General features: G+C 69.6%; 18 protein-coding genes. 6 read left to right on the plus strand and 12 right to left on the minus strand.

What is annotated here, in order from left to right:
- Window positions 1–292 precede the first annotated feature (292 nt).
- The 5 genes from ACFO5K_RS15785 to ACFO5K_RS15805 form a co-directional block, all read right to left on the minus strand.
- Window positions 293–814: a DUF501 domain-containing protein gene (locus ACFO5K_RS15785; RefSeq protein ID WP_378562479.1), complete on the minus strand. Its 522-nt coding sequence runs from the start codon at window positions 812–814 to the stop codon at window positions 293–295.
- Complete coding sequence (locus tag ACFO5K_RS15790) at window positions 811–1,392, minus strand: FtsB family cell division protein (RefSeq protein WP_378562482.1); 582 nt, start codon at window positions 1,390–1,392, stop codon at window positions 811–813. Before ACFO5K_RS15790 ends, ACFO5K_RS15785 begins: the two co-directional genes overlap by 4 nt.
- A gap of 32 nt (window positions 1,393–1,424) precedes the next feature.
- Window positions 1,425–2,711 (minus strand): phosphopyruvate hydratase, encoded by a 1,287-nt coding sequence (gene eno / locus ACFO5K_RS15795; RefSeq protein WP_378562485.1) that lies wholly within the window; start codon window positions 2,709–2,711, stop codon window positions 1,425–1,427.
- A 116-nt stretch (window positions 2,712–2,827) separates the two neighbouring features.
- Entirely contained in the window at window positions 2,828–3,556 is a 729-nt protein-coding gene (locus ACFO5K_RS15800) for a lytic transglycosylase domain-containing protein (protein ID WP_378562488.1), read from the minus strand.
- 114 nt (window positions 3,557–3,670) lie between these two features.
- On the minus strand, window positions 3,671–4,567 hold the full coding sequence (locus ACFO5K_RS15805) for an alpha/beta hydrolase (protein ID WP_378562491.1): 897 nt from the start codon (window positions 4,565–4,567) through the stop codon (window positions 3,671–3,673).
- A gap of 139 nt (window positions 4,568–4,706) precedes the next feature.
- Here ACFO5K_RS15805 and ACFO5K_RS15810 point away from each other — a divergent pair, with 139 nt between their 5' ends.
- On the plus strand, window positions 4,707–5,045 hold the full coding sequence (locus tag ACFO5K_RS15810; RefSeq protein ID WP_378562494.1) for a winged helix-turn-helix transcriptional regulator: 339 nt from the start codon (window positions 4,707–4,709) through the stop codon (window positions 5,043–5,045).
- A 339-nt stretch (window positions 5,046–5,384) separates the two neighbouring features.
- Here the strand turns inward: ACFO5K_RS15810 and ACFO5K_RS15815 are convergent, their stop codons facing one another.
- The 3 genes from ACFO5K_RS15815 to ACFO5K_RS15825 all read right to left on the minus strand — a co-directional run bounded on the left by ACFO5K_RS15815 (window position 5,385) and on the right by ACFO5K_RS15825 (window position 10,367).
- A complete protein-coding gene (locus ACFO5K_RS15815) occupies window positions 5,385–7,742 on the minus strand; it encodes an ABC transporter ATP-binding protein/permease (protein WP_378562497.1) in 2,358 nt (785 codons plus the stop codon).
- A gap of 181 nt (window positions 7,743–7,923) precedes the next feature.
- Window positions 7,924–8,853 carry an ABC transporter permease gene (locus tag ACFO5K_RS15820; RefSeq protein WP_378562500.1) on the minus strand — a complete coding sequence of 310 codons (930 nt, stop codon included), beginning with the start codon at window positions 8,851–8,853 and terminating at the stop codon, window positions 7,924–7,926.
- Between the two features lie 5 nt (window positions 8,854–8,858).
- On the minus strand, window positions 8,859–10,367 hold the full coding sequence (locus ACFO5K_RS15825; protein ID WP_378562503.1) for an ABC transporter substrate-binding protein: 1,509 nt from the start codon (window positions 10,365–10,367) through the stop codon (window positions 8,859–8,861).
- A 304-nt stretch (window positions 10,368–10,671) separates the two neighbouring features.
- On the opposite strand from ACFO5K_RS15825, the gene ACFO5K_RS15830 reads away from it, so the two are divergent.
- From ACFO5K_RS15830 to ACFO5K_RS15850, 5 genes are read left to right on the plus strand one after another with little or no spacing between them, the layout of a single operon-like run.
- Window positions 10,672–11,787 carry a TauD/TfdA family dioxygenase gene (locus ACFO5K_RS15830; RefSeq protein WP_378562506.1) on the plus strand — a complete coding sequence of 372 codons (1,116 nt, stop codon included), beginning with the start codon at window positions 10,672–10,674 and terminating at the stop codon, window positions 11,785–11,787.
- Window positions 11,759–12,769, plus strand: coding sequence for an ornithine cyclodeaminase family protein (locus ACFO5K_RS15835; RefSeq protein ID WP_378562509.1), 1,011 nt, complete (start codon window positions 11,759–11,761; stop codon window positions 12,767–12,769). Before ACFO5K_RS15830 ends, ACFO5K_RS15835 begins: the two co-directional genes overlap by 29 nt.
- Window positions 12,760–14,304 (plus strand): alanine racemase, encoded by a 1,545-nt coding sequence (locus ACFO5K_RS15840; protein ID WP_378562512.1) that lies wholly within the window; start codon window positions 12,760–12,762, stop codon window positions 14,302–14,304. Before ACFO5K_RS15835 ends, ACFO5K_RS15840 begins: the two co-directional genes overlap by 10 nt.
- A 25-nt stretch (window positions 14,305–14,329) precedes the next feature.
- Window positions 14,330–15,364, plus strand: coding sequence for a PLP-dependent cysteine synthase family protein (locus ACFO5K_RS15845; RefSeq protein WP_378562515.1), 1,035 nt, complete (start codon window positions 14,330–14,332; stop codon window positions 15,362–15,364).
- Between the two features lie 46 nt (window positions 15,365–15,410).
- The gene (locus ACFO5K_RS15850; protein ID WP_378562518.1) at window positions 15,411–16,802 is read left to right on the plus strand and encodes an MATE family efflux transporter; all 1,392 of its coding nucleotides are present in this window, start codon (window positions 15,411–15,413) and stop codon (window positions 16,800–16,802) included.
- Between the two features lie 146 nt (window positions 16,803–16,948).
- Here ACFO5K_RS15850 and ACFO5K_RS15855 read toward each other — a convergent pair whose 3' ends face one another.
- The 4 genes from ACFO5K_RS15855 to mfd all read right to left on the minus strand — a co-directional run bounded on the left by ACFO5K_RS15855 (window position 16,949) and on the right by mfd (window position 22,505).
- Entirely contained in the window at window positions 16,949–17,524 is a 576-nt protein-coding gene (locus tag ACFO5K_RS15855; protein ID WP_378562521.1) for a TerD family protein, read from the minus strand.
- A gap of 25 nt (window positions 17,525–17,549) precedes the next feature.
- Window positions 17,550–18,029 (minus strand): hypothetical protein, encoded by a 480-nt coding sequence (locus tag ACFO5K_RS15860; protein ID WP_378562524.1) that lies wholly within the window; start codon window positions 18,027–18,029, stop codon window positions 17,550–17,552.
- Window positions 18,030–18,177: 148 nt separating this feature from the next.
- Complete coding sequence (locus ACFO5K_RS15865) at window positions 18,178–18,897, minus strand: MazG family protein (RefSeq protein ID WP_378562526.1); 720 nt, start codon at window positions 18,895–18,897, stop codon at window positions 18,178–18,180.
- Window positions 18,897–22,505, minus strand: a complete 3,609-nt coding sequence (mfd, locus tag ACFO5K_RS15870; RefSeq protein WP_378562529.1) for a transcription-repair coupling factor — start codon at window positions 22,503–22,505, stop codon at window positions 18,897–18,899. The genes ACFO5K_RS15865 and mfd overlap by 1 nt, the downstream gene beginning before the upstream one ends.
- Between the last annotated feature and the right edge of the window lie 80 nt (window positions 22,506–22,585).

Consider the following 22,585-nt stretch of genomic DNA (forward strand, 5'->3'; position numbering starts at 1 on the left):
ATGCGGCAGCCGACGAGCAGACCCGCCGAACCTCCGGGCGCACACGTCGGCGGGCGTTCAGTCAAGCCGACGGGCAGTCAGGCTGGCAGTCAGTCGGGCCGACGGGCAGTCAGCCAGGCCGGCAGGCAGTCAGTCAGGCCGACGGGCAATCAGTCGGGCCGACGGGCAGCCAGTCAGGCCGGCAGCCAGTCAGTCAGGCCGGCAGCCAGTCAGGCCGACGGACACTCAGTCAGGCCGGCGGACACTCAGTCAGGCCGGCGGACACTCAGTCAGGTCGGCAGGCAGCCAATTCTCAGGCCGGTTCGTCGGATGTACGGGCAGTCGGCCAGTCGGCGGGAATGGCGGTACCGCGCAACCCGGCGTCGGCGGCCAGCGCCACGGACTCGTCCCCGAACGGGTTCACGCCCGGCCCCTTGGCCAGTGAATGCGCGATCAGCACGTGCAGGCACTTCACCCGGTCGGGCATCCCGCCGCCGCTGAAATCGGTACCGAGGGACTCGATCTCGTCGCGTTCGGCGAGGTAGCTCTCGTGCGCGGCGCGGTAGGCGGCGGCCACCTCGGGGTCGGTGGCGAGACGTTCGGTCATCTCCCGCATCACCCCGGCCGATTCCTGCCTGCTCGCCTCCGCGGTCAGGCGCGGGTCGGTCAGGTAGTAGAGGGTGGGGAACGGGGTGCCGTCGGGCAGGCGCGGCGCGGTCTTCACCACGGCGGGCAGGCCGTCCGGGGTGCGGTAGGCGATGGCGAGGACACCGCGCGGCTCACGGCCCAACTGCTGGGCGATGATCTCGAGGTCGCGCTCGTTCGGTGCGGTCACCTTGGTCCTTCCGGAGCTGGTTCGGAAATGCTGCGCCACAGGTCGGTGTACCAGGGGTCGGGCGCCGCGGTGCGGGTGCTCATCGGCGGCGGCGCGGGCGCCTCGATGCCGGGGACCTGCACGATGTAGGGGGTTTCGCCGGGCATCACCAGGCGCAGACGTTCGCGGCCCTGGGAGCGGATGTAGGCCGGGTCCTGCTGTTTGGCCCGGCGGTCGCGCAGGGCCGCCAGGTCGGCTTCGAGTTCGGCGCGCTCCTCGGCCAGGGCGGCGGCCTCGGCGCGCTGACTGAAGTAGGTGCGCGTCGGCACCGCCAGGGTGAGCGCCAGCCCGCAGAGCACGGCCGCCAGGATCACGGCCTTCCCGGTCGAGAGACCGAGGATGGTGTGTTCGCTGCGTGCCAGCTTGCCGCTGGGTTTGCGCTTGGTCGCGGCGGTGCCGGGCTTGCGCCGGGTGGTGCGTTTGGTCGCGGCGGGGCGACCACGGGTGTCGAGATGACTGGGGCGAGAGCGTGCGGTCCGCGACGTGCGGCGGTCACCTCGTCCACCCGGACTGGTGCCACGCGCACGTCGCTCGCTCATTCGCTACCGCCCCGTCATCTCCACTGGTGCTGTCAGAACTCGCCGGTGAACCTCGGGAAGGCCACGTCGCCGGCGTAGCGAGCCGAGTCGCCGAGGGCGTCCTCGATGCGCAGCAGCTGGTTGTACTTGGCGACGCGCTCCGAACGCGCGGGGGCGCCGGTCTTGATCTGACCCGAACCGACCGCGACCGCGAGGTCGGCGATGGTGGTGTCCTCGGTCTCGCCCGAACGGTGCGACATCATGGTCTTGTAGCCGTTGCGGTGGGCCAGCTCGACCGCGTCGAGGGTCTCGGTCAGGGTCCCGATCTGATTGACCTTCACCAGCAGCGCGTTGGCCGCGCCCTTGGCGATGCCCTCTTCGAGGCGCTCGGGGTTGGTGACGAACAGGTCGTCACCGACGAGCTGCACCTTGTCGCCGATGGCGTCGGTGAGCGCGACCCAGCCGTCCCAGTCGTCTTCCGACAGCGGGTCCTCGATGGAGACCAGCGGGTACTGGGTGAGCAGTTCGGCGTAGAACTGGCCCATCTCCTCGGCCGTGCGTACCTTGCCCTCGAACTTGTAACCCGTTCCGGCGGTGTAGAACTCGGTCGCGGCGACGTCGAGCGCCAGCGCCACATCGGTGCCCAGCTTGTACCCGGCCTTCTCGATGGCGATGCTGATCAGGTCGAGCGCTTCCTTGGTACCGGCGACATCGGGGGCGAAACCGCCCTCGTCACCGAGACCGGTGGCCAGGCCCTTGCTCTTGAGCACCGACTTCAGCGAGTGGTACACCTCGGTACCCCAGCGCAGTGCCTCGCGGAAGGTGGGCGCGCCGATCGGGGCGACCATGAACTCCTGCACGTCCACGCCGGTGTCGGCGTGCGCGCCACCGTTGAGGATGTTCATCATCGGCACCGGCAGCACGTGGGCGTTCGGGCCGCCCAGGTAGCGGAACAGCTCGAGCCCCGAGGACTCGGCCGCACCACGGGCCACGGCCAGCGACACACCCAGCAGGGCGTTCGCGCCGAGGCGGGACTTGTCGGGGGTGCCGTCCAGGTCCAGCAGGACCTGGTCGACGGTGCGCTGCTCCACGGCGTCGAGGCCGATGATGGCGGGCCCGATCTCGTCGAGCACACCCTCGACGGCCTTGCTGACACCCTTGCCGCCGTAACGGTCGCCACCGTCACGCAGCTCCACGGCCTCGTGCTCACCGGTGGACGCGCCCGAGGGCACGTCAGCCCTGGTCAGGGTGCCGTCGTCGAGGGCGATCTCGACCTCGACAGTGGGATTGCCGCGCGAATCCAGAATCTCGCGAGCTCCGACCTGTTCGATGATGGCCACGAAAACGACTCCTTACGACGGAAAGGCACGGTTATGTCTCACGGCTTGGCCCGTGCGCTGACGAGCCTATCGTCTCGGCGGGGTGGTCAGTAACCGGCACTCCGGGCACTCGGGAACTAGGCGCGGCGCCCGATGCTGTACGCCGCGGCCCGATCACGCACCACATGCATGTACTTGTTCGACTGGTTGTAGGCGAACAGGGCCCGCTGCCAGCCATCGGCCGAGGTCAGGTTACCGCCGCGGGTGCACAGATAGCGGGCGGCGGTGAGCGCGGCGTCGTCGATGTTCTGGGGGTCGACCACGCCGTCGCCGTTGGCGTCGACGCCCCAGCGCTGCCAGGTCTCGGGGATGAACTGCAGTGGTCCGACGGCGCGGTCATAGGTGGTGTCGCCGTCGAGGCGGCCGCCGTCGGTGTCGCGGATGTCGGCGTTGCCGCTGGTGCCGTCGAGTGCGACGCCGATGATGGCCGGGCGCACCACGCCGTCGGCATCGATGCCGGAGCCGCGGTGGGTGCCGTGCGCGCTCTCCACGCTGGCGATCCCGGCGATGGTGGTCCAGGCGATCCCGCAATCGGGCCGCGACTTCGCCAGCACCGCGGCGGCGTACCCGTAGGCCTCGAGCGCCACCGGTTCGATACCGACCGCACGGGACTGCTCGTCGGCCCATCCGCGCAGCTGCTCGGCCGCGCGTCCCGGCGCCTCCACGTCGATCACGGGCAGCGGGACGCCCGGGCCCGGCGGCATGTCCTCGGGGACCGGCGCGAGCGAACTACACCCCGCGAGCAACGCACCGACCGCCACTGCGGCGAGCACGCCGACTTTTTGCACTGACACCTTTTCAATCATCCAGATCGGACGCGGTTTCCGCACATCTCACAGCGACTTCTCAGCTGCGCCGGTGGGATCCGAACCGGGGCCGCCCGAGCGGCGCGCGCCCCCGCCGGCGCCGAGCCGCGACGCTCAGCCGACCGTCGCCCGGAACAACTCGGCCGCGGCGTCGGCGGCGGGCTCGATCAGCCGCGGATCGTCGTAGAAGTCGATCTGACCGGCCGACTCCAACCACAGCTGCGACTTCGGTGAGGTCACCGCGGCGGCGAACCCGCGCGCCCAGGCGGGCACGAGAGCGTTCTCGGAATGGACCAACAGGAACGGGACGGTCAGCCGGGCAGCTGCTTCCCTGGCATCGAAACCGGGCGAGTGTTCGTAGGACTCGACCGCGAAGCCGTTCGTGTAATTGGGAACGGCCCCGCGCGCGGTGCCGTAGTACTCGTAGGCCTCGACCAGCGGCATCGCCACATCGCCACCGCCGTCCGGTGACACCGCGGGGATCGTCTCGGCCTCGCCGGTCGCGAGACGTCGTTGCCCGGCGCGACGACCCCGTTCGATCACGGCCGGATCCGGCGGCGCCGACGCCGTGTCCGGGTACACCCCGGCCACCCCGGCGAAAGCCTGGATCCGCGCGTCGTCGGCGACCGCGCGAGCCATGTACCCCGCACCGGCGCACACGCCGAGGGCGACGATCGGCGTTCCGGCCAGCCGCGCGTCCTCACCCAGCGCCGAGATCGCGGCACCGATATCGGCCGCTTTGCCCAGCGGGTCCTCCAACTGCCTTGGTGTGCCCGCACTTTCGCCGAAGGTACGGTGATCGAAGGCCAGCGCCGCGAATCCGCGCCGCGCCAGCGCTTCGGCGTAGACCCCGGCTGCCTGCTCCTTGACCGAGGTGAGCGGACCGGTGGTGACCACGACAGCGGTCGGTGGATGCTCGGGCAGGTAGAGCGAACCGACGAGCTGATCGCCGTCGCGGGTGAAAGTGAACCGAACCGATTCGACTGTCGTGACTTGTACTTCGTTCGTCACAGGAATGGACCTTCCGTTGCGGTGAAAGGAGCCCGGACGAGTGGAAACCCGCGCGCCGCGCCTCGACACGACCGTAGGCTGCGGTGACGAGTATCGGTAGAAGGCACTTCACGGTGCCCTTCCGAAGACGGAGGAAACGATGGCGGTGTCGGTGCCGGATGTGCTCGTCGAGTCGTGCGCGACCAGACAGGCGCTCGAGCGGCTGGCCGCCAAATGGCGCATCCTGCTGATCTACGCCCTCCTGGACGGCCCGCACCGCCCGGCCCGGCTCCGGGATCGGCTGCCCGGCATCACCCAGAAAGTCCTGACCGAGACCCTGCGCGGGATGGAGGCCGACGGGCTGATCGTGCGACACGTGTACAAGACCTCCGCCCCGCAACACGTCGAGTACGCGCTCACCGAACTCGGCAAGTCTCTGGAGACGCCGTTGGCCGCGATCTGCGCGTGGGCGCTGGAGCATTCGCCGCCGGCTGCCTGAAACGGTCGTGCATGCACCGAAGTCCGCGAGGCCGAGCACGGTGGTCCTGCCGAGGACCTGCACCGCGGCCCCGACAAATCCATGAAGGCAAGTGGGTGCAACGGCCAGAAGATCTCACGCTTTCGGGGCGCACGGGCCGTAACCGAAACCACTGTCGCGCCGTGAGTCACCGGAGCGGCGCTGACGGTCGGCGTCGGGTACGCCAGCACCATGTCCGGTGTGATCCGCCCGACTGCCGCGGCTTCGACGAATTGGGCCTCGTAGATGCACACCAGCGGCCTGGGACCTCGGTTGCGGCGTACGAGCCGACGAGGATCGCGGCCGCGAGCGGTTGTCGGCTCAGCCGATCAGGTCTGCGGTGGCCTGATGGCTCGGTGCGGCGAGAACCGCTTCCGGAGAGCCGGTTTCGACCACTCGGCCGTGATCGAGCACCAGTAGTTCGGTGCAGTGCCTGGTCACCAGGGCCATGTCGTGGCTGATCATCAGCAGTGCGGTGCCGTGTTCGGCGCGCAGGCGATCGAGCAGGGACATGATGGCGGCGGCGGTGGTGGCGTCCAGGGCGGTGGTGATCTCGTCGCAGATCAACACGGCCGGCTCGGCGGCGAGAGCTCTGGCCAGCGCCACGCGCTGACGTTGACCGCCGGAGAGTTCGCCGGGATGACGGGTGGCGAAGTCGGCGGGAAGGTCGACATCGGCCAGCAGGGATTCGACCCGCGCACCGACCTCTGGTCCGGGAACGCGGGCGATCCGGCGCAGGGGGCGCGCCAGCGTCTGTCCGACGGTGCGATGCGGATTCAACGCGGCGAGCGGATTCTGGGTGACCAGCTGAATACCGTTCGGCGCGGCCTTGATCCGCCGTCGCCGCCGTACCGGGATGCTCGTGCCTCGCAGTTCGAGCGTCCCGTCCGTGGCGGTGTGCAGACCGGCGATCACCCGCGCGAGAGTGGTCTTTCCCGCACCCGACGGGCCGACCACCGCGAGTGCGGCACCCGCGCCCACATCGAGGTCCACGTCGGCGAGGATGCGATGGTCGTCCACCTCGACGCTGATCCCCTTGGCCTGCAAGGTGAAACCGGTCTCTGGAGCGGTGGTTTCCGAGCGCGGCTGGTCGAGGACCGCACCGGGAGTGGTGCGAGTCGGCGGTTTGCCGTTCGTCGCCGGGATGGTCGGTGGATGCACCTCCACAACCGCGTCGGCGATGGCGTGGACGGTGGCGGTGTCGTGGCCGGAGAGCAGGACCGCGGTGGACTCGGTGACGGCGAGGTCGGCTATCAGGCGGGCGATTTCGGTACGCAAGGCGCCGTGCAGGCCCGCCAGTGGTTCGTCGAGGATCAGGACCGAGGGCCGGCGCAGGACAGCGCGGGCGAGGGCGACCCGGCGTTGCTGACCGCCGGAGAGACGGCCACAGCGGCGGCGCAGGAAGGTGTGGTCGAGGCCGACCAGATCGAGGACGGCTCGACGCTCGGAATCGGAAGTACTGGGCGCGGCTTCGGCGAGCAGGGTGCGGACCCGCAGCAGCGGGTTCAGTTCCGAACCCGGGTCCTGTCCGACATAGGCGACCCGCTCCCGGCGGAAGGTGCGCAGCGCACCGGCGTCGAGGGCGAACACATCCTGCCCGGCGACCAGTACGTCACCGACTCGGCCGGCGCCGGGCGGCACGTCCCCGAGCAATGCCCGCATGGCCGTCGACTTCCCCGCCCCCGACGCCCCGGTCAGCGCGGTCACCGTTCCCGCCTTCAACCGGAACGACAGCGGCGCGAGCAACACCGCCCCGCTGTCCGCGACCACCGACAGCCCCTCCACCACCGCGGGATCGCCCACATCGACAACCGCGTCAGGGCCGGCAACGCGTCCGGCGACTCCCGCCGAGTCAACGAGGGCAGCAGTGCGTCCGGCGGCGGGTCGGGTGCGGCGGGTGGGGGTCGTGACGACCAGGTTCACACCCACCGCGACGATGGCGATGGCGGCGCTCGGGGCCAGTACCGCCCCGGGGTTGAGGAGCAGGCCGGAGGCGTTGTCGCGGACCATGAGTGCCCAGTTGTCGGCGCCGAGGGCGGGGACGCCGAGGAAGGAGACCGTGCTCACCAGGTAGATGGCGACGACGAAACGCAGGCCGAGCTGGGTGGTGAAGATCGAACGCAGGTTGGGCAGGATCTCGCGGAACACCAAGTGGGGCAGTGACTCACCGCTCGCCACGGCGGCTTCGACGTACCCGGTGGCGGCGATCCTCGCGGCCGCGGCGGCGAAGATCCGCGCACAGTAGGGCACGCCGAACAGCAGCGAGACCGCGATCAGGGCCGCCACCCCACCCTGCGGCCATGCGGTGAGCACCAGCAGGATGCCGAGCACCGCGGGCAGCAGGATCACCAGGTCGCCACCGAGTTCGATGGCCGCACCCGCCCGCGGTCGCACCGCCGCCACCGCCCCCAGGACCGCGGACAACACCGTCACCGCCACCGCGATAACCGCCGCGACCACCAGCAACTGCGCACCACCGGTGAGCAACAAACTCAGCACATCCCGCCCGAGCCGATCCGTCCCGAGCACCGCACCCCCACCCGGCCCCGCAAACGGCATCCCCACCGCCCGCTCCCCCGCCCCCGGCACCACCAAAGGCCCCACCACCCCCACCACAACAACAACCCCCACACCCACACCCACCAACCACCGCCACCACACCCGACCCCACTTGGGCATGCGTCCACCAGGCTCTGATGTAAACATCGCCCGAGACCGATTCGCCATCAGAGCCTGATGATCTTGGTCCGGCGGCTGGGGTGAGTGCGTCACGCGACCTCCAGTGGTGTGGCTGGTTCGGCGGCGTGGGTTGGAGTCGCCAGTGGTGTGTGATGGGGGTCGGTGGGATGGGTGGTGGGGGTCATCGGGCACCTCGGGCGGCCCAGGTGCGGACGAAGTCGGCGGCGGCGAGGAGCACCATGATGACGATGGCGGTGAGGGCTACCACCGCGGCGACGGTGGCGGTGTCGCGGTCGGCGACCGAGCCCGCGAGGACGGCGCCGACGCCGGGGTAGTTGAACAGGGTCTCCACCACCAGGGCACCACCGAAGAGCATGCCGACGGAGGTGGCGTAGCCGGCGACGATGGCCGGGGCGGCGAAGGGCAGCATGTGGCGGAACAGGACGGTGTGGGTGGGGAGTCCGTCGAGGACAGCGCTGTGCACGTGAGGGGCCGCCGCGACATCGAGCAACGCCGAGCGCACCACCCGGGTGTTCCAGCCGATCTGCGGTATCGCCAGGGCCAGCACCGGCAGCACCAGCATCTCCGGGCCCGCAGGGAAACCGGACCGGTCGGTAATGGTGACCGCGGGCAGCCAGCCGGTTGCCAGCGAGAAGATCAGGATCAGCACAGTGCCGCACACGAATTCGGGAACGGCGACGGCGATGGTGCTGGTGGGTTGCAGAATTCGGGAGCCGAGCGCGGTGGGCCGCATCGCCCACCAGCAGCCCAGCCCCAGCGACAGCACCACGGTGAGCAGCAGCGCGAGCCCGCCGAGCAGCAGGGTCTGCGGGAACTTGTCGGCCAGCATCGCCCCGATCGAGTTGCCGCGCGCGCTCTGCCCGAGATCACCGGTCAGTACGCCGGTGAGCCAGTGCCAGAACTGCACCGGCAGCGCGCGATCCAGGCCGAGCTCGTGTTCTTTGGCCGTGAGCTCGGCCTGCCCGGCTTCGCGGCCCAGCGCCGAGCGGGCCGCACTGCCGGGCAGCAGGTCCACCGCCACGAACACGATGGCCAGCAAGCTCACCAGCAGGGCGACGCGGCGCAGCACCGGCAGGGCGAAGGTGGTCACGGCGTTCACGCCAGCCAGGCGCGTTCCAGCTGGACGCGGGCGAAGCCGCCCAGGGTCGGCAGGCCGCGAACCGAGGCGGCGGCGATGTCGACGCCGTCGGCCATGCCCCACACCAGGTAGCCGCCGCGGTCGAATTCGATGCGCTGGATCTCCGTGAGCGCGGCGGCGTACTCGTCGCCGGTGACGGCCAGGGCTTTCGCGGTGGCGGCGTCGAATTCCGGGTCACGGAAAGCGGTTTCGTTGCGATTGGACGCCGAGGTCATCAGCTTGTCGGCCAGGAACAGCACCGAATCGTTGGTGCCCCACGACACCGTGTACAGCGGTGCGTTCAACCAGGTCCGGTCGTAGAAGGCGGCGGATTCGACCACTTCGACGTCGAGCCGGACACCGATCTCGGCGAGCTGAGTGGCCAGCACCCTCGCCGATTCCACCTCGCCCGGCACCTCGGCCTTGGTCACGATGGGGTAGCTGCGGCCGGTGTCGAACTTCGCTTCGCGCAGCAGCGTTTTCGCGCGGTCGATGTCGCGGTCGCGGCGCAGCGCGGTGTCGTAGAGGGGGTCGGCGGTGCCGAGTACGTCGGCGGCGACGGTGCCGTAGCCGGAGTGCACCTGGTCGACCAGGGCGCGGCGGTCCACGCCCAGGCGCAGCGCGGTACGCACCCGGGCATCGGCGAAGGGGCCGTCGGCCGCGCGCATCGCCACGCCCAGCATGGTGTCGTTCGCGCGGCGGATCACCTGTAGGTCGCCGCGCCCGGCGGCGGTGCGCCCGGCGATGGCACCGACATTGGAGGCGAGGTCGATCTGGCCGCCCAGGGCCGCATTGCCCAGTGCGGTGACGCTGTCGAACATGGTCACTTCGATGGCGTCGAGCAGTGGTGGGGTGCCGTGCCAGTGCTCGTTGCGCACCAGGCGGGCGTTGCCGCCCTGGTAGGACTCGAGCCGGAACGGACCGGTGCCGATCGCGGCGGTGAAGTCGGTGGTGCCCTGCGGGACGGTGAAGGTCATCAGCCGAAGCAGCAGCGGCAGCTGGGTGTTGGGTGCCGGCACGGTGAACACCACTCGGTTCGAGCCGTCGGCGACGATGTCGTTCTCGGCGACCGGCATCTTCGACGCGCCGCCGACCGAGCGCAGCCGCCGCATCGACCACACCACGTCGTCGGCGGTGACCGGAGTGCCGTTGTGGAATTTCGCGCCCTCGGCGATGGTGAAGGTCCAGCGGCGGTTGTCGGCGTCGGCTTCCCAGTGCGAGGCCAGTCGCGGGGCGACGTTCGGGTCGTCGCCGGGCACGGTGAGAGCGTCGTAGACGAGCGAGGCGATCAGGAAGTCGCTGTCGTTGCTGAGGTTGGCGTGCGGATCTCGTTCGCTGCGGGCGGCGGTGCCGAGCGCGCCCACCCGCAGGGTGCCGCCTTCGGTGGCCGGGCCGTCGGAGTCCTGGTCGCCGGTGCATGCCGCGGCCAGCAGCACGGCGGTGAGCCCGATGCCGGACCGGAGTAGCTGCCTGCGTGTGAAACCCATCGTGTTTCCTCCTCGAGCGGCGGGCGCCGAACCCCTTTCCGGGCACCGCAAACTAGGCGAGGCTAGCCTAAAACAGTGGCCGGGTGGTGGGCTTCTTTTCGAGCGAGACCGTTCTGTGCCACCGGCGCACCCACCCCGATCAGCGCGGCCGCCACGGCTTCGGGTAGAAATCCGGGTTATATACATAGGCTATTTGCCATGCACGCATATTAGGTAAGTCTTGCCTAAATAGATATCAGGCATTACCTTCGCTCATCGAGTCTCCAACCACCCGCGTTCGACCGATGCGAAGAAGGGATGGCCGGTGAAAGGCGTTCTGTCCGAACGTATAACGCTTCACCTGCACGACATCGAACACCGCGAGCTCGACCCCGGCGCCGCCCTGGCTGTCCGCGCGCTCGCGACCGACATCCGCCACCGACTAGGTGACACACTCCACACCACCACACTGCACGACCCGGCACTGATCGACCGGATCGAGCAGCGCGCAGGCGAATTACCCAGCTCCGTGCGACACGCCGTGCGCCCACCCGCCACCGACGCCGGAGCCACGGTACTGCGCGGCCTGCCGGTCACCGACGCCGAATTCGGCCCCACACCGCCACATTGGCACGAGGCCGCTACCGGCGCGGCCGACCCCGCGCACTCCGGCTCGCTCGAACTCGACATCGTGCTGATGCTGCTCGCCCGGTGCGCGGGCGAACCGTTCGGCTGGCAGGGGCAGCAGAACGGCAGACTGGTCAACAACATCGTGCCCGCGGTGGGCCACGAGGACGAGCAGTCCGGCGCCAGCAGTTCCACCCTGCTCAGTCCGCACACCGAGGACGCCTTCCATTTCGAACGCGCGAATCTGCTGATGCTGACGTGCGTGCGCAACCCGGATCGCGTCGCCACCACCATCTCCTCGGTACGCCAGACGCAGCTCGCCGAATCGGAGCTGTTGACCCTCGCCACTCCCACGGTGCCGATCCTGCCCGACGTGTCCTACGGCACCGGCTTCGATCAACCCGCACTTCCCTTACCCACCCTGTGGACAGACGAATCAGGCTGTGTGACAGTGCGTTACGACCCCGCCTACACCCCCATCGACGACGCCGACCCGGCGTACCGAGCCGCTTATGCCCGGCTCACCGCCGAGCTCGCCCGGGTCTGCCACGCGCCGGCGCTGGCGCCCGGGGAGATCCTGCTGATCGACAACGACGTGGCGGTGCACGGGCGGGTTCCGTTCCGCGCCCGCTACGACGGCACGGACCGCTGGCTCAAACGCATCAACATCCGCCTGCCCGAACGTCGCCGCCGTGCGCAGGAAGCGTCCGAGAATGGGTACGGGCAAAGGGTGGTCGCGCCGTTCCGGGCGAGCATCGATCGGACAGCAGAGCAGGGCAGGGCAGATGAACGAGGATCCGTTGAACAACCGTGACCGCAGTATTCCGCTCCGGGTGCTCTCGCGCCGCGATCTGGCCGACGTGCCGATCACCCCGGTCGAAGTCGTACGAGCCGTCGAAGAGGCCTATCTCGCCTTCGCCGCGGGTGAATCCGACAACCCGCGCAAACTGAGCGTCGCCGATCCGGGCGGCTCCTCGGTGTCCTACGCGATGCTCGGTCGCGACGGCCGGCGTCGCGTGGTGGCGATGAAGACCTCCTACAAGTTCGACCCGGGACACGACCGCAGCACCAAGCGGTACTACACCACCATCACGCTCTACGACGACACCACCGGCGCCCCGATCGCCATGATGGACTGCGCCAGGGTGGGCGCGCTGCGCACACCCGCGGTCTCGGCGCTGCTGGTGCGCGAGACGGTGCGGCGCGGGGCCGAGAGCGCACTGCTCATCGGCACCGGCACGCAGGGCCGCAACGCGCTGCCGCACCTGCTGGCGGTGAATCCGCAGTTGCGCAAGCTGATGGTCTACGGCACCCACCCCGAGGGGTTGGCAGCCGTGCGCGCGCAGCTGGCCGAACAGGTACCGCACGCGCTGCTCGAGCAGGTGGACGACCCGTATGCGGCGGCCGCCGGTGCCGATGTGGTGCTGGCGACGGCCGGACCCGGCACCGAGATCGCCCTCGAGTCCGAGCATCTGGCACCGGGTTCGGTGGCGGTACTCGTCGGCTACGGGCTGGCACCGTCGACCCTCGCCGAAGCCGACCGGGTGCTCGCCACCAGCGCCGCGCAGATGGCGTTGACCGGCACCGACATGGCGGGCCCCGACGGCACACTGCGCCCGGTCGACGCCGAACTACCGCAGGTGCTCACCCGCACCGCCGTGGCCCGCCGCAGCGAGGACGAGAAGATCTTCGTCTACAACAGCGGGCTGGTGCTCACCGATATCGCGGTCGCGCATGCGTTGGCGGCCAGGGCGATCGCCGAGGGTCGCGGTACCGAGGTGCCACTGTGGGACTAGGTGATCGCCCCGGTGACGCAGTCGGCACGGCATCGGCCGAGGCCCACACTGCCGGACCCACTTCGCAGCCGGGCCCGACGACGAATCCCGTCGGGCCGCTGCCCGTGGGCGGCACCGATGTTGCCGGCGGCGCCGAGCCGCCCGGCCGAACCCGCACCGGCGACGCTCGCGCCGGCACCGAGCCGACCGCCCTGACGCCGGCCGGCAACGATCGACCACCGCATTGCGCACCGCCGATGCCCGCGCTCACCGACGCGGTGGAGCGTCGGCTGCTCGCTGATCCGCTGCTGCTCCGGGATATCGCCGAGGCGGTGGGCGGCCCGTTCCATGTGCTGTTCCCGGAACGAGTTGCCCGGAATATCAGCGCTTTTCAGCAGTCGTTCCGCGCTGCCGGTGTCGATGGGTTCATCTATTTCGGCAAGAAGGCGAACAAGGCGGGGTGTGTGGTGCGGACCTGCGCTGAGGCCGGTGCGGGTGTCGATGTCGCGAGCACCGGCGAGCTGACCGCGGCATTGGGTCAGGGTGTGCGCGGCGAGGACCTGATGGTAACCGGGCCGGCGAAATCCGATGAGCTGCTGTGGCTCGCGGCGCGGCACCGGGCACTGATCGCGATCGACGCGATCGACGAGCTGGACCGGCTCACTGCCCTCGACTTGCGCGCCCGGGTCTTGCTGCGAATCCTGCCGGAGGGGGTGACGAGCCGGTTCGGCCTCGACCGTATGGAACTGAAGCAGTCCATTCAGGCGATCGGCGCAGGCAGCTCGATCACGTTGTCGGGCTTCAGTTTCCACCTGTCCGGCTACGACGCGGTGGCCCGTGCCGAACAGGCGGCCGTATTGGTGGGCCACTGTCGGCGGGCACGGGCCGGTGGCCATCCGGCCGACATCATCTCGATCGGTGGCGGTTTCGGTGTCGACTATCTCGACGCCGAATCCTGGGCGCTGTTTCGAGAGGGGCTCAGCGACAGGTGGTTCCACGGAAGCGCGCCTGCCGACGACTACTACCCCTACCACTTCCCGACCCCCGGTGCGGCCATGCTCGATGCCGTCCTCGCACACAATGGCCTGGCCGAACTCCTGCGCGAGAACGCGATCCGGCTGGCCGTGGAGCCCGGCCGCGCCCTGCTGGACCGGGCAGGCAGTTCCGTATTCGGCGTGCAGGGTGTGAAAGCCCGCACAGCACAGGATGATCCGTACGACATTGTCACCGTCGACGGCACCAGCCTGAGCCTGTCCGAGCAGTGGTTCGGCAGTGAATACCTGCCCGACCCGATGCTGTGGCCCGCACGTTCGGGTCGACCGACCCCGACCTGTGTGGGCGCCGCCACCTGCCTGGAATCCGACCTGCTGAGCAGGCGGCGCATCCCGCTGCCACGTCGCGCGCGGATCGGCGACCTGCTCGTCTACCCGAACACCGCCGGGTACCAGATGGACTCCAACGAATCACCGTTCCACGAACTCCCGCTGCCACCGAAGGTCGTGGTGCGCGAGCACGCCGACCGGTTGCGCTGGACCCTCGACGCCACTTCCCGCTGATCCATACCCGATGGAGGAACCCCCCATGGCTCTCGTCACGCGCGTGACGGATCTGATCGGCCGCACTCCCCTGTTCGAGCTCGCCGTCACCGATACCGGCACCCGGCTGCTGCTCAAGCTCGAACAGTTCAATCCGACCGGTGCCGCCAAGATCAGAATGGCCCGTTCGATGGTGCTCGACGCCGAGCGGCGGGGTTTGCTGCGCGATGGCGGGCATATCATCGAGTCGACGTCCGGTAACACCGGGCTCGGCTTGGCGGTGGTCGCGGCCGAACGTGGCTATCGGTTCACCGCCGTGGTCGACAACCACGCATGTAAGGACAAATTGCGCGCGATGCGGGCCATGGGCACCGACCTGGTGTTCGTCGCCGACGACGGCGACGGTGAGCTGGCCACCTCGGCACGAGAGGACCTCGCCGAGGCGATGGCCGCCGCCCGCGACGACGCCTTCTTCACCGAACAGCACAACAACAACGCCAATGCCGTCGGCTACTACGCGGTGGCCGAGGAGTTGCTGGACGAGGTGGAACGAGTCGATATTCTGCTCTCGGCGGTGGGTACCGGTGGCTCCCTGTTCGGGACGGCGACCCGGTTACGTGAGCTCGGCAAACCGGCCAGGGTGATCGGTGTCGAACCGGTGGGTTCCATCGCGTTCGGCGGGCCGGGCGGCCCGTACTGGCAGTCCGGCACCGGGACCCCGCCCGGCGCGACCATCGGCACCGCGGTCGACTACAGCCTGCTCGACGAAGGCGTGAAGGTCGGTGACGTCGACGCCTTCGCCACCGCGCGCGCCGTCGCCCGGACACACGGTCTGCTGCTCGGCGGTTCGGCGGGCGGTTCGGTGCACAATGCCCTGGCACGGCTCGAGGAATTCCCGGCCGGGTCCACCGTGGTCACCATCGTGTGCGACGGTGGCGAGAAATACCTGGACACCGTGTTCGACGACGACTGGATGAGCGCGCGCGACCTGCTCGACCCGGCCGCCGAATGCGAGGTCACCACCCTGCTGCGGCGGTACTCCCCGCTGCGGCACCACGACGAACTGATGGAGGTCAGGTGAGCGCGAACGCGCCACATGAGCAGCCGGCCCGCTACGGAGCGGCGGCGTGATCCGCACCGGAGCCGACAACACCGCACTGGCCAGGTTGGCGACGCCGATCGCGTTGACGCAACTGGCGCAGATCGCGGTATCGACCACCAATCTCGTGCTGATGGGCACACTCGGTGTCGCCGAGGTCGCCGCCGGTGGGCTGGCGCTGGTGCTGTTCAACCAGATCCGCACGATGTGCGTCGGGCTGATCACCGGGACCGGCAACCAGATCGCCGGTGCCCTCGGCGCGGCCGGTAAGCGCGGTGAATCCGCCGACGACGAGGTGCGCGGGGTGGTGCGCGCGGCTTTCGTGATCGCCACCATCGCGGGCCTGCTCGGCGGGGCGCTGCTGATCGGGCTGGGGTGGGCGCTGTCGTGGCTGGGGCAGGACGCGGCCGTGCTGGAGCTGGCCCGGCCGATGATGCTCGCGCTGGCGCCGGGCCTGTTGCCGTGCCTGTGGTTCCAGGTGCTGCGCCAGTACAGCGTCGGCCTGCAACGTCCGCAGGCTCTGCTGCTGGTGACACTGGGTTCGGTGGCGCTGAACCTGGTGCTCGCGCTCACCTTCATGCACGGCTGGGCGGGGCTGCCCGCGTTCGGGCTGACCGGTATCGGTATCGCCACCTCACTGGTCTTCCTGATCACCTTCGGCGTGTTCTGGGCGATGGTGCGCCACGACGAACAACTCGGCGCCACCCTGCCCAGCACGCCGTGGCCGGTGCGCTGGTCGATCGTGCGCGACGAGTTGCGCCTGGGCACCCCCATCGCCCTGACCTACGGTTCCGAGGCGGGCATGTTCTCGGTGCTGGCGCTGGTGATGGGCAGTTTCGGACCGGCCGCGCTGGCCGCGCACAATGTGGTGTACCAGATCATCTACATCGTGTTCCAGGTCGCGATCGGCCTCTCGCACGGTGCGTCGATCCTGGTCAGTCACTCGGTCGCGCGCGAGGAGGTCGACCGGGCCAAGGCGCTGGCCTGGCTGGCGCTGCGCCACGCCGCGGTGCTGGCCGCGGTCACCGGCGTGGTCTACGCGCTCGCCCCGGACCTGGTGCTCGCGCCGTTCCTCGACGCGAGCGACACCGACACGGTGGCGATCGCGCACACCCTGTTACTGATCGGCATCGTGCTGCAGTTCTTCGACGCCGCCCAGAACATCGGCACCGGCCTACTGCGTGGTCTGAAGCAGACCTCGGCGGGCTTCCGGCTCTCGCTGGTCGGCTACTGGGGCGTCGGTCTCCCGGCGGCGCTGCTGTTCGCGTTCCCGCTGAACCTGGGCGCGGCGGGCGTGTGGTGGGGTCTGACGGCCGGGCTGGCCACCACCGCGGCGCTGATGCTGCGCAAGTACTTCAGCCTGCTCGACTACGCGGGCGTCACGGATCCGCGCCGCGTTCCCGCCACCCAAGCGGGATGATTCCCGGCCACGGCCCGCGGCCGCACCCGGCCCGGAGGTAGCGCGGCGAACAGATGTAGCGACCGGTCAGCCGCCGCCGCGTTCACGAGGAGATCGTCGGCGGCGGGGCTGACCGGTGGCCCCGCTGGGGGCCACACCTACACAGCTCAGATGTTCACGCCGTAATCGCGGGCGATCCCCGCGAGGCCGGAAGCGTAGCCCTGGCCGATCGCCCGGAACTTCCACTCGTCGTTGTGGCGGTACAACTCGCCGAAGACCATCGCCGTCTCGCTCGACGCGTCCTCGGACAGGTCGTAGCGAGCCAGCTCGAGGCCGGTGTTCTCGTCGGTGACGCGGATGTAGGCATTGCGGATCTGACCGAAGGACTGACCGCGGGCCTGGGCGTCGTGGATGGAGACCGGGAAGAAGATGTTGGTGATCGACGGCGGCATGGCGGCCAGGTCGACGTTGATCACCTCGTCGTCACCGTCGCCCGCGCCGGTCAGGTTGTCGCCGGTGTGCTCGATGGTGCCCTCGGGCGAACGCAGGTTGTTGTAGAAGACGAAGTGCTGATCGGAGAGCACCTTCAGATTGGTGCCGGTCGCCAGCGCGCTGGCGTCGAGGTCGTGATCGGCGCCGGTGGTGGTGCGCACGTCCCAGCCGAGCCCCACCGCCACCTTGGTGAGATTGTCGCTCTGCTTCGACAGCGAGACGTTGCCGCCCTTGGCGAGTGTGACGCTCATGAAAACCCTTCTGTCCGGATGATGATCAGTGCTCGTGCTCGGCCCAGGAGCGCAGGGTTTCCACCCGGCCCTCCAGGGCACGCAGTTCGGTGTCGTCGAGGACCGTGCGCTGGATGCCGCGGTCCACGGCGAACGCGGATTGGCGGTGATCATCGATCACGTCGACATCGATCTGCACCGCGGTGTAATCGTCGGCTCCCGGCATCTGATCGGCGCGCACCGTCGCCCGGCCCCGCGCGCACAGCGCCACATTGCCGCCGCCCAGGATCAGCAACGCCACCTCGGGCCGGGCCCGCAACCGGGCCAGCGAGCCGCGGTCGGACTTCAGGCTGATGAGGATGCGCCGGTCACCGGCGCGCACCGGCCACGAGACCGGAATCGCGTGCGGGGCGGGATCGGTGGTGACCAGTACCGCGATGGTCTCCTGCGGCCATACCGGCAACACGTCGAGCTCGGGATGCTCGGTCATCGCATCGTGTTCTGCCGGATCGACTTCTGTTGCCATCTACCTCACCTCGACGATCGTCGGACACCACGTGTGTGCCGCCGCGGACGGCGGACCCGCTTCCGAGTCTAAAGCGGTGTGCCACTTGCGCGCTGGCTCGTAGGTGATTGTCCGCGCAGATCTCAGCAATGTCTCAGCCGATCGATGATTAACCGGTGGATTGCTGGGTCGGCCAGTAGGTGTGCCAGTCGGTGGGCGCGAGCGGCAGGCGCGCGCCCCGGTCGGCCTCGGCGGCGTCCTCGGCGGCGCGAACGGCCGCGGCGAAGGCGACGGCGGCCTGGCGCAGACGCTCCTCCGCGGAATCGGGACCGCCCAGTTCGATCACGCGCAGGCTGTCGGGCACCAGCGCGTCGGGCAGACCGGCCCGGCTGCCGCGAGACCGGATCTTCTCGGCCAGGGCGAGTGCGGGCTGGGCCATCGCGATCCCGTCGAGACAGGAGCGACGCGCCTTCTCCGCGGATTTGCGCTCCTCCCAAGCCTTTTCCTGCGCGGCGATCTTGTCGGCCACCGAAGCGCCGTCGGGCAGTTCGGCACCGGCGAGGTGCGGGCTGCGGTGCACGAGCTTGCCCACCAGCGCCGCCGCCACGTCGTCTACGGTGAATTCGCCTGCGGCTTCGGCGATCCGGGAATGGAACAGCACCTGCAGCAGCAGATCACCCAGTTCCTCTTTGATGGTCTCGTAGTCGCCGGCCTGGATGGCGTCGAGCAGCTCGTAGGTCTCCTCGAGCAGGTACGGGCGCAGCGAGTCGTGGGTCTGGGTCCGCTCCCAGCCACCGAACTGCCACAACCGGTCCATCACCTCGACCGCGTCGGCCAGACCCGCCGCGACCACCGCGGTATCAGCCGCTTCCCGCGCACCCGGATCCATCAGAGTGTGGCTTCCGTGGGCACCGAGAGATCGACCATCCCCTTCGGCTTCCCGTCGAGGGCCAGCAGCAGGTCCGCCACGAACTGCAGCACCGTCACATCGCGCACCCGGTCGGCGCCGATGCTGTCGGTGATCCGGGGCAGCGGCAACTGCACCAGACCGCTGGCCGGCCGGTAGGTGGCGCTGGGGTAGATCCGCTTGAGCCGCATCTGCTTGGAGTCGGGCAGGTTCAGCGGCGCGATCTTGAGGGTGGACCCGGTGACCACGATCTCGGACACCTCGTATTCGCGGGCGAGCAGGCGCAGCTTGGCCACCGACACCAGCCGGCCGACCTCCACCGGCAGCGGCCCGTACCGGTCAACGAGCTCCTCGATGACCGCGGCCAGCGCCGTGTCGTCCTGCGCGGCAGCCAGTTTGCGATAACCCTCGAGGCGCAGCCGGTCGCTGGCGATGTAGTCCGGTGGAATGTGCGCGTCCACCGGCAGGTCGATGCGCACCTCCTTGTTCTCCTCGGTGACGATCGGCTTGCCGTCGGCGGCGGCGCGATAAGCCTCCACCGCCTCACCCACCAGCCGCACGTACAGGTCGAAGCCGACACCGGCGACATGACCGGACTGCTCGGCGCCGAGCACATTGCCCGCGCCGCGGATCTCGAGGTCCTTCATCGCCACAGCCATACCGGCGCCGAGGTCGGAGTTCTGCGCGATGGTGGCGAGCCGGTCGTAGGCGGTCTCGGTGAGCGGTTTCTCCGGCGGATACAGGAAGTAGGCGTAACCGCGCTCGCGGGAACGCCCGACCCGGCCACGCAGCTGGTGCAGCTGCGAAAGCCCCAGGGAATCGGCGCGCTCCACGATCAGGGTGTTGGCGTTGGAGATGTCGAGGCCGGTCTCGATGATCGTGGTGCACACCAGCACGTCGTATTCGCGCTCCCAGAAGCCCTGCACGGTGCGCTCGAGCTGGTCCTCGTGCATCTGCCCGTGCGCGACCACCACCCGCGCCTCGGGCACCAGGTCGCGAATCTTCTTGGCCGCCTTGTCGATCGAGGACACCCGGTTGTGCACATAGAACACCTGGCCGTCACGCATCAGCTCGCGGCGGATGGCGGCGGTGACCTGCTTGTCGTTGTAGGCGCCCACATAGGTGAGCACGGGGTGGCGTTCCTCGGGCGGGGTGAGGATGGTCGACATCTCGCGAATGCCCGCCAGGCTCATCTCCAGGGTGCGCGGAATCGGGGTGGCCGACATGGTGAGCACGTCGACGTGGGTGCGCAACGCCTTGATGTGTTCCTTGTGCTCGACACCGAAGCGCTGCTCCTCGTCGACCACCACCAGGCCGAGGTTCTTCCACCGCACCCCCGTCTGGAGCAGCCGGTGGGTGCCGACCACGATGTCGACCTCCCCGTCGGCCATCCCGGCCAGGATCTCCTTGGACTCGGTGGTGTCGGTGAACCGCGACAGTCCCTTCACCGTCACCGGGAACCCGGCGACCCGCTCGGTGAAGGTCTGCAGATGCTGCTGGGCCAGCAGGGTGGTGGGCACCAGCACCACCACCTGCTTGCCGTCCTGCACCGCCTTGAAGGCGGCACGTACGGCGATCTCGGTCTTGCCGTAGCCCACGTCGCCGCAGACCACGCGGTCCATCGGAACCGGCTTCTCCATATCGGACTTCACATCGGTGATGGCGGTCATCTGGTCGACGGTCTCGACGAACGCGAACGCGTCCTCCATCTCCTGCTGCCACGGCGTGTCCGGGGCGAAGGCGTGCCCCGGCGCGGCCTGACGGGCGGCGTAGAGCTGCACCAGTTCCCCGGCGATCTCGCGAACCGCCTTGCGTGCCTTGCGTTTGGTGTTCGCCCAGTCCGAACCGCCGAGCTTGGACAGGCTGGGCAGCTCGCCGCCGACGTAGCGGGAGAGCTGATCCAGCGATTCCATCGGCACGAACAGCCGGTCGCCGGGCTGACCACGTTTGCTCGGCGCGTACTCGATCACCAGGTACTCCCGGCGCGCGCCGCCGATGGTGCGCTCGATCATCTCCACGAACCGGCCGATGCCGTGCTGATCGTGGACCACCATGTCGCCGGCCGACAGCGCCAGCGGGTCCACCTGGTTGCGGCGCTTGGCCGGCAGTCGTTTGCCCTCGCTGGGCGCGGTGACCCGGTTGCCGGTGAGGTCGGATTCGGCGACCACCACCAGACCGGCGTCGTCGAAGATCAGGCCGTCGTGCAGCGAACCACACAGCACGCCGACCACGCCGGGCTCGGGCATCGCGCCGGGTGCCAGCGCGGTAGCGGGCACCTCGGCGTCGCCGAGCCGTTCCAGCACGCGCTGGGCGGTGCCGTGGCCGGTCACCACCACCACCGCGCGCCCGCCGGTGGACACGTGGGCGCGTAGCGAGGCGAAGATGGTGGCGACCAGTTCCTCGGAACCGCGCGCGGTGGGTCCGGCGAGCACCGGCAGGTTCACCTCGACCGGGTCACCGGAACTGAGCGGGCTCAGGGTCCACCACGGCAGGGCGAGTTCGTCCGCGCTGGTGCGCAATTGGGGCAGGCTGCGGTAGCCGGAGGCGCCCAGGTCGAGCCCGTGCGCGCCCAGCGGCGCGTCGCTGCCGAACGAGGCCGCGGTCCAGGAGGCTTCGAGGAACTCCTCGCCGGTGCGCACCAGATCGGCGGCGCGGGTGCGGATCTTCTCCGGGTCGCACAGCAGCAGATGGGTGCCCGCGGGCAGCGCCTCGGTGAGCAGGCTCAACTTGCCCGGCGCCAGCACCGGCAGCAGCGCTTCCATGCCGTCGACCGGGATCCCCTCGGCGATCTTGTCCAGCATCTCGACCAGGGCGGCGTCGGCGGCATGGTCGGCCGCGACGGCGGCGGCGCGCTCGCGTACCGGTGCGGTGAGCAGCAGCTCCCGGCACGGCGACGCGAGGACCACTTCGGCGGTGAGCTCGCTGAGCGAACGCTGATCGGCCACCGCGAACGGGCGCAGCTCGCTGACCTCGTCGCCCCAGAACTCCACGCGCACCGGATGATCCGCGGTCGGCGGGAACAGGTCGAGAATGCCGCCGCGCACGGCGAACTCACCGCGTTTGCCCACCATGTCGACGCGGGTGTAGGCGAACTCCACCAGCCGCGCGAGCAGGGTGTCGAAGTCGTATTCGTCGCCGACGCGCAGCACGATCGGCTCGATGTCGCCGAGCCCGGCCGTCATCGGCTGCATCAGCGAGCGCACGGTGGTGACCACCACCCGCAACGGCTCCGGGTACACGGTGTCCTCGGGGTGCGCGAGCCGGCGCAGCACCTCGAGGCGGCGGCCCACGGTGTCGGGGCCCGGCGAGAGCCGCTCGTGCGGCAGGGTCTCCCAGGAGGGGAACATCGCCACCGAATCGCCGAGCATCTCGGCCAGCTCCACGGTCAGGTCGTCGGCCTCGCGGCCGGTCGCGGTGACCACGACCAGCGGCCGCTGCGCGGCGACGGTGCCCGCGACGAACGGGCGCACCGCCGACGGGGCGACCAGCTCCACTCCGGACTTCCCGACCAGGTCGGCCACGGTACGCAGCGCGGCAGCACCCCCGGCCGCCTCGGCCAGACCGGCGAGCGGAGGACGAAGGGAGGACATGTTCGCTCCTGAATGCGCAGACGGGACTGGTCGACGAGCCGTAGAGAAGTCTAGTCACCGGGTCCGACACGTCCCGAGCA

Origin of the sequence: Nocardia halotolerans (assembly GCF_042650145.1) — a bacterium.
Lineage (GTDB): Bacteria > Actinomycetota > Actinomycetes > Mycobacteriales > Mycobacteriaceae > Nocardia > Nocardia halotolerans.

What these genes read in the sequence shown, in the direction of transcription:
- ACFO5K_RS15815 (WP_378562497.1), bottom strand. Translation starts at nt 7,742, where the DNA reads ATGCCCAAGTGGGGTCGGGTGTGGTGGCGGTGGTTGGTGGGTGTGGGT.
- ACFO5K_RS15810 (WP_378562494.1), top strand. Translation starts at nt 4,707, where the DNA reads ATGGCGGTGTCGGTGCCGGATGTGCTCGTCGAGTCGTGCGCGACCAGA.
- ACFO5K_RS15855 (WP_378562521.1), bottom strand. Translation starts at nt 17,524, where the DNA reads ATGAGCGTCACACTCGCCAAGGGCGGCAACGTCTCGCTGTCGAAGCAG.
- ACFO5K_RS15860 (WP_378562524.1), bottom strand. Translation starts at nt 18,029, where the DNA reads ATGGCAACAGAAGTCGATCCGGCAGAACACGATGCGATGACCGAGCAT.
- ACFO5K_RS15790 (WP_378562482.1), bottom strand. Translation starts at nt 1,392, where the DNA reads ATGAGCGAGCGACGTGCGCGTGGCACCAGTCCGGGTGGACGAGGTGAC.
- ACFO5K_RS15835 (WP_378562509.1), top strand. Translation starts at nt 11,759, where the DNA reads ATGAACGAGGATCCGTTGAACAACCGTGACCGCAGTATTCCGCTCCGG.
- ACFO5K_RS15800 (WP_378562488.1), bottom strand. Translation starts at nt 3,556, where the DNA reads ATGATTGAAAAGGTGTCAGTGCAAAAAGTCGGCGTGCTCGCCGCAGTG.
- mfd (WP_378562529.1), bottom strand. Translation starts at nt 22,505, where the DNA reads ATGTCCTCCCTTCGTCCTCCGCTCGCCGGTCTGGCCGAGGCGGCCGGG.
- ACFO5K_RS15865 (WP_378562526.1), bottom strand. Translation starts at nt 18,897, where the DNA reads ATGGATCCGGGTGCGCGGGAAGCGGCTGATACCGCGGTGGTCGCGGCG.
- ACFO5K_RS15825 (WP_378562503.1), bottom strand. Translation starts at nt 10,367, where the DNA reads ATGGGTTTCACACGCAGGCAGCTACTCCGGTCCGGCATCGGGCTCACC.
- ACFO5K_RS15845 (WP_378562515.1), top strand. Translation starts at nt 14,330, where the DNA reads ATGGCTCTCGTCACGCGCGTGACGGATCTGATCGGCCGCACTCCCCTG.